Source organism: Polynucleobacter sp. 31A-FELB (assembly GCF_018882405.1).
Classification (GTDB): domain Bacteria; phylum Pseudomonadota; class Gammaproteobacteria; order Burkholderiales; family Burkholderiaceae; genus Polynucleobacter.
In genome coordinates this window covers 22,267-34,799 of record NZ_JACVOO010000021.1, presented here as the reverse complement: position 1 = coordinate 34,799, position 12,533 = coordinate 22,267, and the positions used below count along the sequence as shown (strand labels likewise).

The window sequence follows — 12,533 nt, the reverse complement described above, 5'->3', positions numbered from 1 at the left end:
TTCAACTACCTGTTTGACTGCCTCTAACTTGAACTCTTCAGTAAACCGTCTTCTTGTACTCATGACACACCTCCTAATAGACTAAATATTAGGCTAGAAAGTGTCTATAGAAGTGGTAGCGATTCATAATGATCGGTGAGGCTTCTTGAGCTGCACGACCTTTGCTCTCGCTGATAGTAGAGAGCTTTTTGAGTAGCTTGGATCGCCCAATTTCTTCCCTTACATCAGAAGGAACAGTAAGAGCTGCGTACCATCCGTCTGCTCGTTTTTCTACATTCATTAGGGGGTGTCCAAAGGGGTAGCTGAAGACCCCATACTACACTACTTGCACCTAAACTTGCACCTAAAACTTGCACCTAAGATTTTTATAGAGCCTTATTCTATATGGCTTATAGGGTTGCAGTCTGAAAATATATAGTGATCATAATGTCCCGTCCGCTCCGCCAAGTAAGTTTAAAAAGCCCCTGCATAAGGGGCTTTTTTCATTTCAAGAAACCCTTTTATAACTTCTTAGTGGGTGATGGTTTAGGCGCAGCTTTATAAAGAGGCTCAACCGAAGGCATCAGCGCAGTCAATTGCTCAATTCGAGTTTCACCAGAAGGGTGGGTGGATAAAAACTCTGGGGTGCTCTTGTCTTTAGTTGCCTTTAACATCTTTTGCCAAACACTAATTGCGCCCATGGGGTTATATCCAGCCCTTGCTGCGAGCTCTAAACCGATTGCATCGGCTTCAGATTCATTTTCTCTAGAGTTTGGCAGAACAATTGCGTATTGAGCTACCTGGTTGGCGGCGCTTACTGCCGATCCATATGGCCCAGCTACTGCCATAGCGATATTGACTAAGATATTTTGGGCTGCAGCTTGAGAGACGCGCTCTCTACCGTGCTCTCTTAAGGCATGAGCGATTTCATGGCCCATGATGGCAGCAATTTCATCATCATTGAGATTGAGTTGCTCAATGATTCCGGTATAGAAGATTATCTTTCCGCCTGGTGCGCAGCTTGCATTTAATATTGGTTCATCAATGAGGGTTAAGCGCCAATCCCATTGCCTAGTGTCATCTCGGAATGCCTCAGTCTGCGGAATGAGTCGATTCGCAATGAACTTCAATCGATCATAAGTTGGTCCTGAAGTGACCAGAATATTTTTTTCTTTTGCTTTTTGATTTTGCTCGTTATAGCTTGCAGCGGAGAGGCGATTCACATCTTCAGAAGAAGACATCATGAATTGCGATCTATTTACTCCGACAGCCCCAGGCCTAGTGGTATTAGCGCAAGCCGACAGCAGGGCGGAAACTGCAAGGATCCAAAAGATGCGAATGCTCAAGTGAGACCCCTGCATTTACAACGAATTACTTAATGTTTTATTTCTTTTTAGGTGAAGTAATAGATGCGGCCATCGCATCGAAGTAAATTACTTTAACCTGCTCACCAACACTTACATCAGCTAACAATTGTGGGTTCTTAACTGTCACCACAGTAACTTTTCCGCTTGGACCCTTAACGGAAACCAATTTCTTAGCGCGATCAACTGCGACAATGTCAGCAATGATCGTTGTGGTGTTAGTAATTGTGCGAGTTGGCTTTTCACCAGGCTTGGAAGCTACTTCAGAAGAAGTTTCAACCTTGCTAAGAATGCCATCGCTCTTAGTCTTAATTAACTCAATTGCTACAGCCAATTCATAAGTAACGCTTAGGCGATCACCTTTTTTGATTTGATCAAAATTCTTGATCTCTGGGCCAGCAACGAATTTAGATTCACCCTCATTGTTCTTGAAGAAAATCGTACGAGTTTTCTTATCAATCTTTGTAACTGTTCCTTCATACAACTGGAAGATATTGTCAGTTACAGCCGCATCTACAACTACGGCATTTGCTGCGGTAGGTGTTTGAGCCATCACAAGTGCTGGGCCTGAAAGTAGAGCTGCGGCTACGAGGGTAATTGGGGCGAATTTAATTTTCATAACTTTCCTTAGTATTAAGTGCTTCTATAGAGATATTAGCGTATTTTTATACCCAATTTGACCTAAACCGCCATCCTTTGGCGCTCAAGGAAATTTATAGCCTTCTTTGATAACATCAGCTCTTTTGCAGCGCCTTGATCAAAAAGGAATGAGATGCCCCGTTTTGCAGCTAACCTCACGATGCTTTTTAATGAAGTTCCATTTTTGGAACGCTTTGCACTTGCCAAAACTGGCGGGTTTAAAGCTGTCGAATTTCTCTTCCCCTATGAATTTGATGTTCAAGAGATTAAATCCGCTTTAGACAATAATGCCCTTAAGCTAGCGCTCCACAACCTACCTGCTGGCGATTGGGGTGCAGGCGAGCGAGGCATTGCCTGTTTGCCTGATCGCGTTGCCGAGTTCCGGTCTGGGGTCGCCAAAGCCATTGAGTACGCAACCATTCTTGAGGTACCCCAATTAAATTGTCTTGCTGGGAAGGCTCCGGCAGGATCTGATCCAAAAGTGCTTCACGATACTTTTGTATCCAATCTTCAATACGCGGCCAGTGAACTGAAGAAAGTTGGCTTAAAGCTATTGATTGAGCCAATCAACACGTTCGATATTCCTGGCTTTTATCTCTCTAGGACGGAGCAGGGGATTGCTATTTTGGATGCTGTAGGTGCTGATAATGCGTTCCTGCAATACGACATTTATCATGCGCAGCGTATGGAGGGTGAGTTAAGCAATACCATCCAAAAGCACCTCAACCGAATAGCCCATATTCAGCTGGCCGATAACCCAGGCCGAAACGAGCCGGGCACTGGGGAAATTAACTACGGATACCTTTTTGGGTTATTAGATAGCCTTGGTTACGAAGGCTATATCGGCTGCGAATATAAACCGCTTAAATCTACCGAGGCAGGTCTTGGGTGGATGAGTCAATACGAACAAGAATAAAAATAATAGGAAGACATTATGAGTAAGTTAAAGCTAGGATTTGTTGGTCTCGGAATCATGGGTTCGCCTATGGCTGGTCATTTGGTTGCTGCTGGCCACGAAGTATTTATTAATACTCGCAGCAAGATCCCGGAAGAGCTATCCAATAGTTCTGCTATTCCATGCTCTAGCCCTGCAGAAGTCGCCAGCAAGGCAGACATCATCATCACGATGGCGCCAGATACTCCCGATGTTGAAAAAGTTTTATTTGGTGACAACGGCATTGCTTCTGGATTAAGTAAGGGCAAGATTGTTGTAGATATGAGCTCAATCTCACCCATCGCAACAAAGGAGTTTGCTCAAAAGATTAATGCCCTTGGATGCGAGTATCTGGATGCACCTGTTTCTGGCGGTCAACTTGGTGCCAAAGGTGCAACGCTCACCATCATGGTTGGTGGCAGCGATGCGACTTTTGCAAAGGTAAAACCCGTTTTTGAATTAATGGGCAAAAACATTACCCTGGTTGGCGCAAATGGTGCAGGCCAAATTACGAAGGTTGCCAATCAAATTATCGTAGCTTTAAATATCGAAGCAGTTGCTGAAGCATTGGTATTTGCCTCTAAAGCTGGAGCCGATCCCGCCAAAGTTCGCGAAGCATTAATGGGTGGATTTGCTAGCTCGAAGATTTTGGAAGTCCATGGTGAGCGAATGATAAAACGCACATTCGATCCTGGCTTCAGGATTGAGCTGCATCAAAAGGATTTAAATCTTGCGCTCAATAGTGCTAAAGCCTTAGGCGTCTCCTTACCTAACACTGCAACCGCTCAAGAATTATTGAATTCCTGTAGTGCCCATGGTGGCAAAGCTTGGGATCATTCAGCGATGGTCAAGGCCTTAGAAAAAATGGCGAACTTTGAAATTGGTCAGAAGGCTTAAGAGAAGATTATGAGAACAACACTGTTGGTTTATCTTCATGGATTTCGCTCGTCGCCGAATTCAACTAAGGCGGTGATGACTGGTGAGGGGGTGAGGGCGCTTTCAACGCCTGACAATATCTATGAGTGGTATTGCCCTCAATTACTGGCATCTCCAAAGGAAAGTATCGATATGGTGGTTAAGCATATCGACCAATCCAAAGCGGATCGCATAGTCATCATCGGATCTTCATTGGGCGGTTTCTATACAAACTATCTGGCTGAGAAATATCAATGCAAGGGTATTGCTTTAAATCCTGCTGTTTATGCTGCTAGAGAACTGGAACCCCATGTTGGCATGATGACTGCTTACGATAGTGATGAGCCATTTGATTTCAAGGCTGAGTATATTGATGAACTTCGTGCATTGCAGGTAGACCAGATTTCCAATCCAGAGCGATATTTTCTAATCGCCGCAAAGGGTGATGAGCTCCTAGATTGGAAAGAGATGTCTACTTTTTATCCTGGCGCCAAGCAATTGATTCTTGAAGGCGGCGATCATGGTATTGCCGACTACGCCGATCATCTACCGGCAGTGATTGAATTTATCGAGCATTAATTTCTTGATTGATTCATTTGGCAATCTATTTAAATCCATACGCAGAAGATCTCTGTGGATTCTGATTGCAGCCATTTTTCTCTCAGTCTTTGGGCACCTAATTTTATTTTTTGGACTTCCTTTCATTTCTTTCGGTAGTTCGCCTCCGATTGCTGAAGACCTGATTATCAAAACAGAACTTCGTGTTGAGCCTCCGAAAAAGATACAACTTAGTAACGCGCCAAAGAAAAAAGCTACACCCAAGAAAACCAATGCTGTATCTGCAGATCCGATTTCAGATGCAGACAAAGGAGAGCAGGGTGCATTAGGTAATCAATCTGGTCAGGCGTTTCGTCTTCCAGATTCTGGAACCTATTATTTCGATGCCTATGTTGATGGACAGCTCTATCAAACTGCGCAATTGGACTGGATTACTGAGGGTAATAATTACCGTTTGTATATCAACATACCTTACGCAGTTGTTGGACCATTTGTTTTTGAATCCCGCGGCTCTGTCGATGCATATGGAATAGCGCCCTCTATTTACTGGACACAACGCGGAACAAAACCCCCGCGTTACTCTAGATTCGATCGAGATCAGAATGGAGCAGGGAAGATGTACTTCTCCGAGAAGCCAGAGTTCACTCCCGATTTATTGCCAGGCACCCAAGATCGATTTAGCCTGATGTTCCAATTTGCCTCCCTATTGAATGGCAGTGACAAAATTGATGATGCTGGGAGCATTCGGGCGCTTCCTGTGGTCGACTACAACACCCTAGAGATGTGGCAGTTTAAGAGCTATGGCGAAGAGGAGTCCGAGGCTATTCCAAGCCTAGGAAAGTCAGTTAATCGCCATTACGCTCTCATGCAGCGAGAAAACGATCCATACAAGCGTCAGGTTGATATTTGGCTTGCCAAGGACCTTGATTGGCTGCCTGGCAGAATGCGCTCCCTGGAGTCCAATGGACGCGTTTTAGAGCTAGTCTTTAAGCAAAAGGCGCCTATTGATAAAGCAAAGCTGGTTAATTAGGCCGGAAAACCTTCCAATCAAGCGTTTTAGAATCCAGACCCGGACTTAGGATTCTGGTTTGAACGGTTCAATAAGGCGCCCATCATGGAATACAAGGCCGCACCTGACATTGATACGGCAAAGATGCCAGAGAACGAGATGATGATGGGTAGGATTCTCCAGCGCTCTGAAAGCGTGTAGTCACCGTATCCAACCGTTGTATACATTTCGCCTGCAAAGTAGAAAGTCTGCGGATTGGTTGGGAAGACCTGTAAGGCAACACAAACGTAAGACCAGGCAACGATTTCCATGAAGTGACTGGCAATAATCAACAATATGGCGATGAAATACGACAGGAAATTTGCCCCGTACACACGTTTATTTTCAAGCTTACGATCCAACCAATGAAAAGCCCCGGCAATCATCAGTACCGCAACACCGTGAAATGTCAGCATCAAGCATGCCAGAATCAGTACAAACCAAATCTCGCTATTGCCCATGTCCGTATTAATCTCAGAGAACAGGGTGCTGAAACTAGGTAGGCTACTAAAGCCTGGAAGTTTGATGAAATGATCAATGAAGTTCATACGTAGTGCTTATTTGATGATGCTTTCTTAGTTGTATTTCTTATTTGACATAATAATGATTATACGCATCTTGAATTGATTTAAAAAAGTCAAGAAAAAACTAGAACCATCCTCCGTAAGAATTAAGTTAACGACAGATTAACAAAGGATTGCACTAATTGCAAGGGCTTAATGCTCCATTACAGCAATAAATATTAAAGCCGATTTCAGCCAATTTTCTGAGAAATATCAATAGATGATCTTTGGAAAATGGTGCAAAATTACCTAATTAGGAAACTTGGAAAAAACAAATGAGTACAGTCGAAAGCAATGTCGCCGGGGGAAATTCAGGCAAAAATGATGAGCTCAGGATAAGTTTGGCTGGTGCGATAGCCTCAATGATCGAATGGCGTGAATTAAAACAGGTGGAGGCAGCAGTATTGATGCAAATAAGTCCATCGAAGCTTTCCGTGCTTCTGGGTTATGCAAAAGACCCAACCCTGCAGATAAGCACCCTTAGTATCGGCAAAATGCTTGAATGCATCAATCTTCTGGGCGTGGATGTGGATCTCATTGTGCGTAGGCCAAGAAGCAAGCACCCACAGCACCCCGGTACTTCCAGGCTCAATTTGGCGTAATTACCCTATCTATTTGCTGATGCTTGGATCGGGTTGATGGTGCCGGCCTTTCTCAAGAGCTATATTGCGGAAACTGCCACCTCTGGGGTGATGCTGTTTGTGAACTCGTTTTAGCCTTGCAATTGACGTATGGGTGTAGATTTGCGTGGTTTGGATGCTCGCATGGCCAAGTAGCTTTTGGATCACAATTAGATTTGCGCCGCCATTAAGTAGATGGGTGGCAAACGAATGCCTAAGGGTGTGTGGGCAGACCCTTCTGGTGATGCCGGCACGTAGCGCATGCCGCTTTACGATTAGGCGGCAAGTTCGAGTATGAAATCGCCCTCCTTTGCCCTTGCCAAGGAATACGAAATTTGCTCTGGAGCCAGCTGCAACCCTCACTCTGTAGAGTCTTGATCGTATTTCCTCTAGGTACCGAGATAGCCAGTGCGCTGCAATTGCCCCAAAAGGAACAATGCGATCCGACTTGGATTTACTCGTATTGGCGCGAACGATAATGTACTGATCAGGCAGATATAGGCTTGTAATTTCCAGCATAACCAGCTCACTTACCCGCATCCCAGTTGCATAGAGTAGCTCGAGCATGGCCCTATCCCTTAGGCCAATTGGTGTCGTTGTGTCCGGCGATTCAATGAGCCTGGTTACCTCTAGCTCCGAAAGAATATTTGGAAGGGATTGCTGGGACTTAATGGGTCTGAGTCCTAAGCAAGGGTTTAATTCTAGTTTGCACTCACGATCTAGGTATCGATAGAGGCGTCGCAAAATTGAGATGCGTAAATTATGTGTGCGCACTCGATTGGTGGCCGTGATTTCTAGAAAGCCTAAAATATCTTCAGATGTTGCGCCTAAGAGGCCCTTCCCTTCATATGCTTTAAGCCACTTGCTAAAGGTTAGGAGCTCCTTCCGGTAGGTTTTGATGGTGTTGCTGGACCAATAATTATTAAGCCAGCCAGAATTTAAGAATTGCTCTATTAATTGCTCACTCCGCATTAGCCATCTTTACTAAAACTATTTTTCAGCGAAAGATTTTAGACTCTAGAGCTCGTTAAATATTGGAATCAAAACCCCTTATTTATGGGAGAGGCAAGAGTTACCGATCACCTTCATCACTTTAAGTATTTAATCGTCATTAGGATGGAAGTTAGCAGTGCCGCTGGGTAGGACCACCGGTCTCGTATGGGATCAAGAAAAAAATGGAACGGCAGTTCCTGCTCAAACGAGCAGATCTATAAATTTACCCATTTAACTTGGATTTTCGAATGGCAATACGAATTCAAACAATAATCAAATATGACTTTTGCTGCGCTTAGCTAGCAAAAGTATGATTAAAGCAATCTTCCGAACATCTTTAAGTGTGTGCTCGTTCGAGCACACGATATTGATTTGCCAAGCTTGCAATGAACGCGTTCATTGCTGCGCCTGACAATAACTATCAACCTCACAGTTGTACCGATCTTGGTTCTCTGTGTTCTACGGGTCGTTTAGGGCTCTTTGTGCTCATGCTTAGCACAAACGCCCTGCTCTTCAAGAGACTTTCGCGGCATAAAACGCCAGGGACACACAAGAAATTTCTTGGTGTGTGTCCCTGACATTTATTCCACGGTTCTCTTGACCCGTAGCCCCCATCGCCCTGCAGCTCGTCCAACCGTGAGGAACACCCAAACCCTTGAAAGATGAAAAGCAAGGAAAAAAGTTTTAGGGGGTAAAGGTGATTTTTGCGGTTCTTTTAATTATTTAAAAAGGACAAGCAAATGAATTTAATTGAACTTAGAAGTAATGGTGCAACCAATGAGTATGTTCGGTTTTGCATTAAATCAAACATAACGGGCAATGCGCTTTATCACCGCAATGGTGGCTGGCTTACAAACTTTATTAGCAACAAGATTAAGAATTTTGAACTAGGCAAGGCAATAGCTAAGGCAATTCGCAATAGTGCCTCTGATGAGGCAATGGAGCTAATCAATGAAAGTGCAATCCATATTTCAGAAGCCTATCGTTTGTTTGAAAATGCCTTTGATGCAAATGTATGCTGGTGCGACCATTGCCGAAAGTTAGTCTATGACGAAGATTGCTCGTCAGTGGATGGCGATGGTTCGTATTGCCAGCATTGTCTAGATGAGCACTATTACTGGTCAGACCGTGAAGATCGTTATGTATCAGATGAATATAGCGATGACTACGATGATGATTCTAGTGATGGGGCGATTGGCGGTTATCACTCTAGCAAAAGAAGATTAAACAAAATCCCATCCAGTTTTGATAGTAGAAAGCCAGCCGTTTATCTTGGCATGGAATTGGAAATTGAAATTCGTGAAGGTGATAGAGAAGAACGTGCCGAGTATTTACTCGATAACCTTTCTCTACACAAAACCAGTAACGAGCAAAAATACCTCTATGCCCTTTGTGAGAATGATGGCTCACTAAATCATGGTTTTGAAATGGTTACAGGTTGGACTGGACTAGATGTCCACGAAAAGCAACTTTCCTTCTTTAAAGAGCGATTTGTAGGCGCACGAAGCCACGACACTAAAACTTGTGGGCTTCATGTTCATATCTCCAAAGCGGATATGAGCGTCTTACATGGCACAAAAATTATCGAGTTCATTAACGACCCTGCCAATCGCCTGTTAATCAAAGCTATTGCTAGACGGGATGAAAGTAGATGGTGCGCCTTTAAGGACAAGAAGAATAACCAAGAGTGGAAGAAGTTTGCCGTTAAGCACTTTAAAAATAATAAAGAGCATCAACTATCAAACCTGAATCAAGATCGCTATGAGGCGGTGAACTTTCAGAATCCAGCCACGATTGAATTTCGCTTATTCAAAGGCACATTACGTTTTGAAACGATTATGGCTTGCTTGCAATTTGCTTACGCCACCTATTTTTTCTGCAAAAAATCATCTAAAGCAAAGCTAACCACCGAGCAATTCTTGGAATACCTATGCCAAGCAGAGAACCTAAAAGATACCAAATACCTAAGAGAGTATTTAGATCAAAAAGGGATTGTGCGAGCCGATGGCTTAACTCTGGGCGCATTTAGCTTAATCAGCCCTGATAGCTTAAAGGAGGTAGCGTAATCATGTGCTTACTCGTTATTCAACATCAAGATGCGCCCAAGCTAAGTAAAGAATGGTTAGCAGATTTTTACTCACACAATCAAGATGGTGTCGGCGTGATGTATGCCGAAGGTGGCAAGCTGATAGTCAAGAAAATATTGCCTAAAACTGCCAAGGATTTTGAGAGCTTCTATAACAAAGAAATCACAGGTAAGTTTTGCGCCTTTCACCTTCGCATGAAAACCCATGGCGATATTAATCTTGATAATTGCCATCCCTACGAAGTATTAAATCAACAAGAACATGGCATTGATTTATGGCTCATGCACAACGGAATTTTATCTACTGGTAATGCTTCAGATGAAGCCAAGTCCGATACATGGCACTACATCAAAAATTATCTTGTACCGATGTTGGCTAAGAATCCTGATTTTGCCTTCACAGAGCCATTCGCTGAAATAGTGGCTGAGCATATTGGGTCAGGTAATAAGTTTGTGCTGATGGATAACACGGGCAGATACCAAGTTATTAACCAAAATGTAGGGGTGCAATGGGGTGGTTTGTGGTTATCCAATACTTACGCATGGTCAGCACCATATCAAGTATCGAAAAATTCGAAGAAGGCAAACTGGGGGCAGGAAGTGACTGTATTGCCAATAGCCAAATCTCGCTACGGACTTAGTTCATGGGGTAATCAATCCTTAATCGAAGAAGAAATGCTAGAGCTAGAAGATGAGGAAATTTATCTGCATATTGAGAGCGAACTTGCTGATCTCTCATATTTTGGGTTCAAGCAAGCCAGCGACATTGATTTTGCGCTTGCCTATGAATTTATCTATCGCATGGGTATGGATGCTTTCTTTGAGATATTGGAGTGCCTAAGAGAGGGCAATATGCTGGAGCGTGAATTTATAGCGGTTATGGAAAATCCTGTGAAAGCTACTCGCTATATCAAGGTACTTGTGGGGGAGGATTACTAGGTTTTGGCGTAAACCTCATTTTTGAAAGTTCACCATTCCGATCTGGGGTGGTGAACGATTAAAAAGTTGCTACGTAGCAACTCTGAAGCCAGCTCAGATCAATCAAAATCCAATAAGGGAATCAAAATATGGGATGGGCTATGGGAATCGAATATCAGGGCGCAAAAAGCGGTTTATGGGTTTCAATGGGCATTTGATGGGAGGCGCAATCTGCAAGTTCAGCCAAAATCCAAACCTTCGACCCATCTAGCAAATTCGGTGGTGGAATGACTGAAAAAGTTGCTCATGAACAACTATGAATCTAGTGCATGAACAACTATGAATCTAGTGCAGGATAGGCTTATCGCCGGTATGAGTGTTACATAAGAAATACATTAGTAAACTACAGGGAAGTAAAGAATGCTCAATCCGAGAATAAGCTCTGCACGGTAGTCTGTAGAAATGATTAAGTGTTTGCTGGGCCAGGCGAAAGTAATGGGTTTATTGTTGTAGGTATAAAAAGGGGTTAAATGAAAATCAGGTCTGCATACACAAATAAATCATGGCTGATGCCATCATCGATTAGTTCAACGGCATCAGGTGAAAAGAAGTCGGACCGAGACGAGGCGAAGGAGCAGATTCACCGCTCACTGGCTGAAATTGTGCGGTGCCAAAATTTGATTGTGCTCTCAGGTCTTGGAACCTCACTTTGCCTGATAGATGATTCCGTTCCTCCAAAAAGAAAGGCTCCAACAATGCCCGACCTCTGGGGGCGAGTGAAGGCAGCCTATGAATCAGGCGATGAAAGCCAGTGGAAAGTGCTTCTTGAAAGCGTTCGTCACACCACAGGTAACGAAAACATCGAGGAATTACTGTCAGCTTGCAAAATCGCCGAAAACTTTCTGCGTGGTGGAGAGCTAGAGCGGCTTCAGGCTTTTATCCAACTGGCGGAAACAGAAATTCGTACAGCCGTCAACTTCTTAAAAAGTGCGGACTCGTTGCCTGTACATGGCGCATTCCTTCAACGGATTGCTCGTCGCTCCTCAGGGAAAAGTCGAGCAAAGATTTTCACTACCAATTACGACCTCTGTTTTGAACACGCAGCAAAAGCTGGGCGCTTTGTTGTGATTGATGGTTTTTCACCCACACTCCCGCCAACGTTTGATCCTGTCTATTTCACGTACGACATAGTTCGGCGAGGTTCGGAAGGTGATGCATCGGCATTCATACCCAATGTTTTTCACCTTTACAAGCTGCACGGGTCAATAGATTGGGAACGCTGTGCGGGTGATATTGAAAAGAAGCACGACACCGACAAACCCCTTCTTATTTATCCGCGAAGCAGCAAGTATGAACAAGCCTTTTCACAGCCGTATCTTGAAATGATCGCTGCCTTGCAGTCCGCATTGAGAGAGCCGAATACGGGTTTATTGATTGTTGGCTTTGGATTCAATGATAATCATATCGCTGAACCCATCCTGTCTGCAATACGTTCAAACCTTGGGCTCAAGGTTGTAATTGTTGATCCTGCCTTGGTCAAAAGTGTAGATGCTCACAAACACGTAGCGGACGGTGGTGATAAAAATGACTTGAATGAAGATGATGAACAAACTGGCAATCTAGGCACAGCCAGGACAAATGCGTACCTTTGCAAAATCATGAGCCTGATGGATCAAGGCGATGCTAGGTTGACATTTCTCAATGGGACATTTGAGGATGTAGCCAGAGAAATACCTGATATGGCTGCCGAAACCGATCTTGAGAAGCACATGCTGCGGATGCGTGTCATCGAGGGAGATTCACCGTGAGCGGTCTGCCAATTGCACCCTTTGACCCAGCTCGGTACATTGGCACGGTTTGCCAAGTAGACCCGAACACTGTCAGGGTGAATCTTCCTCACGCGGCTTCTCCTGCGT

General features: G+C 44.1%; 14 protein-coding genes. 8 read left to right on the top strand and 6 right to left on the bottom strand.

The window, feature by feature from the left end; translation table 11 throughout:
* From ICN30_RS11790 to ICN30_RS10540, 4 genes are all read right to left on the bottom strand, one after another.
* Nucleotides 1–63, bottom strand: a 63-nt coding sequence (locus ICN30_RS11790; protein ID WP_223146557.1) for a transposase, incomplete at its 3' end; no start/stop codon positions are given.
* A gap of 25 nt (nt 64–88) precedes the next feature.
* A complete protein-coding gene (locus ICN30_RS10550; protein WP_216275526.1) occupies nt 89–280 on the bottom strand; it encodes a hypothetical protein in 192 nt (63 codons plus the stop codon).
* Nucleotides 281–500: 220 nt separating this feature from the next.
* The gene (locus tag ICN30_RS10545; protein WP_255533218.1) at nt 501–1,325 is read right to left on the bottom strand and encodes a M48 family metallopeptidase; all 825 of its coding nucleotides are present in this window, start codon (nt 1,323–1,325) and stop codon (nt 501–503) included.
* A 37-nt stretch (nt 1,326–1,362) separates the two neighbouring features.
* Nucleotides 1,363–1,962 carry a hypothetical protein gene (locus tag ICN30_RS10540; RefSeq protein ID WP_216275523.1) on the bottom strand — a complete coding sequence of 200 codons (600 nt, stop codon included), beginning with the start codon at nt 1,960–1,962 and terminating at the stop codon, nt 1,363–1,365.
* A gap of 153 nt (nt 1,963–2,115) precedes the next feature.
* Between ICN30_RS10540 and hyi the strand changes: the two genes are divergently transcribed.
* The 4 genes from hyi to ICN30_RS10520 are packed head-to-tail and all read left to right on the top strand — an operon-like array spanning nt 2,116 to nt 5,419.
* On the top strand, nt 2,116–2,898 hold the full coding sequence (gene hyi / locus ICN30_RS10535) for a hydroxypyruvate isomerase (RefSeq protein ID WP_216275521.1): 783 nt from the start codon (nt 2,116–2,118) through the stop codon (nt 2,896–2,898).
* 18 nt (nt 2,899–2,916) lie between these two features.
* Nucleotides 2,917–3,813 carry a 2-hydroxy-3-oxopropionate reductase gene (locus ICN30_RS10530; protein WP_216275519.1) on the top strand — a complete coding sequence of 299 codons (897 nt, stop codon included), beginning with the start codon at nt 2,917–2,919 and terminating at the stop codon, nt 3,811–3,813.
* 9 nt (nt 3,814–3,822) lie between these two features.
* Nucleotides 3,823–4,410 carry a YqiA/YcfP family alpha/beta fold hydrolase gene (locus tag ICN30_RS10525; protein WP_216275517.1) on the top strand — a complete coding sequence of 196 codons (588 nt, stop codon included), beginning with the start codon at nt 3,823–3,825 and terminating at the stop codon, nt 4,408–4,410.
* 4 nt (nt 4,411–4,414) lie between these two features.
* A complete protein-coding gene (locus ICN30_RS10520; protein WP_216863430.1) occupies nt 4,415–5,419 on the top strand; it encodes a DUF3108 domain-containing protein in 1,005 nt (334 codons plus the stop codon).
* Nucleotides 5,420–5,445: 26 nt separating this feature from the next.
* On the opposite strand, the gene ICN30_RS10515 is transcribed toward ICN30_RS10520, so the two are convergent.
* Nucleotides 5,446–5,985, bottom strand: a complete 540-nt coding sequence (locus ICN30_RS10515; protein WP_216275515.1) for an ion channel — start codon at nt 5,983–5,985, stop codon at nt 5,446–5,448.
* 290 nt (nt 5,986–6,275) lie between these two features.
* On the opposite strand from ICN30_RS10515, the gene ICN30_RS10510 reads away from it, so the two are divergent.
* Nucleotides 6,276–6,602 (top strand): XRE family transcriptional regulator, encoded by a 327-nt coding sequence (locus ICN30_RS10510; RefSeq protein ID WP_216275513.1) that lies wholly within the window; start codon nt 6,276–6,278, stop codon nt 6,600–6,602.
* 9 nt (nt 6,603–6,611) lie between these two features.
* On the opposite strand, the gene ICN30_RS10505 is transcribed toward ICN30_RS10510, so the two are convergent.
* Nucleotides 6,612–7,592 carry a tyrosine recombinase gene (locus tag ICN30_RS10505; protein WP_216275511.1) on the bottom strand — a complete coding sequence of 327 codons (981 nt, stop codon included), beginning with the start codon at nt 7,590–7,592 and terminating at the stop codon, nt 6,612–6,614.
* Between the two features lie 761 nt (nt 7,593–8,353).
* Between ICN30_RS10505 and ICN30_RS10500 the strand changes: the two genes are divergently transcribed.
* The 3 genes from ICN30_RS10500 (at nt 8,354) to ICN30_RS10490 (ending at nt 12,425) form a co-directional block, all read left to right on the top strand.
* The gene (locus ICN30_RS10500) at nt 8,354–9,679 is read left to right on the top strand and encodes an amidoligase family protein (RefSeq protein WP_216275509.1); all 1,326 of its coding nucleotides are present in this window, start codon (nt 8,354–8,356) and stop codon (nt 9,677–9,679) included.
* 2 nt (nt 9,680–9,681) lie between these two features.
* Entirely contained in the window at nt 9,682–10,638 is a 957-nt protein-coding gene (locus ICN30_RS10495) for a hypothetical protein (protein ID WP_216275507.1), read from the top strand.
* Between the two features lie 509 nt (nt 10,639–11,147).
* Nucleotides 11,148–12,425 carry an SIR2 family protein gene (locus ICN30_RS10490; RefSeq protein ID WP_216275505.1) on the top strand — a complete coding sequence of 426 codons (1,278 nt, stop codon included), beginning with the start codon at nt 11,148–11,150 and terminating at the stop codon, nt 12,423–12,425.
* The last annotated feature ends 108 nt before the right edge of the window (nt 12,426–12,533 follow it).

What these genes read in the sequence shown, in the direction of transcription:
- ICN30_RS10550 (WP_216275526.1), bottom strand. Translation starts at nt 280, where the DNA reads ATGAATGTAGAAAAACGAGCAGACGGATGGTACGCAGCTCTTACTGTT.
- ICN30_RS10540 (WP_216275523.1), bottom strand. Translation starts at nt 1,962, where the DNA reads ATGAAAATTAAATTCGCCCCAATTACCCTCGTAGCCGCAGCTCTACTT.
- hyi (WP_216275521.1), top strand. Translation starts at nt 2,116, where the DNA reads ATGCCCCGTTTTGCAGCTAACCTCACGATGCTTTTTAATGAAGTTCCA.
- ICN30_RS10530 (WP_216275519.1), top strand. Translation starts at nt 2,917, where the DNA reads ATGAGTAAGTTAAAGCTAGGATTTGTTGGTCTCGGAATCATGGGTTCG.
- ICN30_RS10525 (WP_216275517.1), top strand. Translation starts at nt 3,823, where the DNA reads ATGAGAACAACACTGTTGGTTTATCTTCATGGATTTCGCTCGTCGCCG.
- ICN30_RS10515 (WP_216275515.1), bottom strand. Translation starts at nt 5,985, where the DNA reads ATGAACTTCATTGATCATTTCATCAAACTTCCAGGCTTTAGTAGCCTA.
- ICN30_RS10510 (WP_216275513.1), top strand. Translation starts at nt 6,276, where the DNA reads ATGAGTACAGTCGAAAGCAATGTCGCCGGGGGAAATTCAGGCAAAAAT.
- ICN30_RS10505 (WP_216275511.1), bottom strand. Translation starts at nt 7,592, where the DNA reads ATGCGGAGTGAGCAATTAATAGAGCAATTCTTAAATTCTGGCTGGCTT.
- ICN30_RS10500 (WP_216275509.1), top strand. Translation starts at nt 8,354, where the DNA reads ATGAATTTAATTGAACTTAGAAGTAATGGTGCAACCAATGAGTATGTT.
- ICN30_RS10495 (WP_216275507.1), top strand. Translation starts at nt 9,682, where the DNA reads ATGTGCTTACTCGTTATTCAACATCAAGATGCGCCCAAGCTAAGTAAA.
- ICN30_RS10490 (WP_216275505.1), top strand. Translation starts at nt 11,148, where the DNA reads ATGAAAATCAGGTCTGCATACACAAATAAATCATGGCTGATGCCATCA.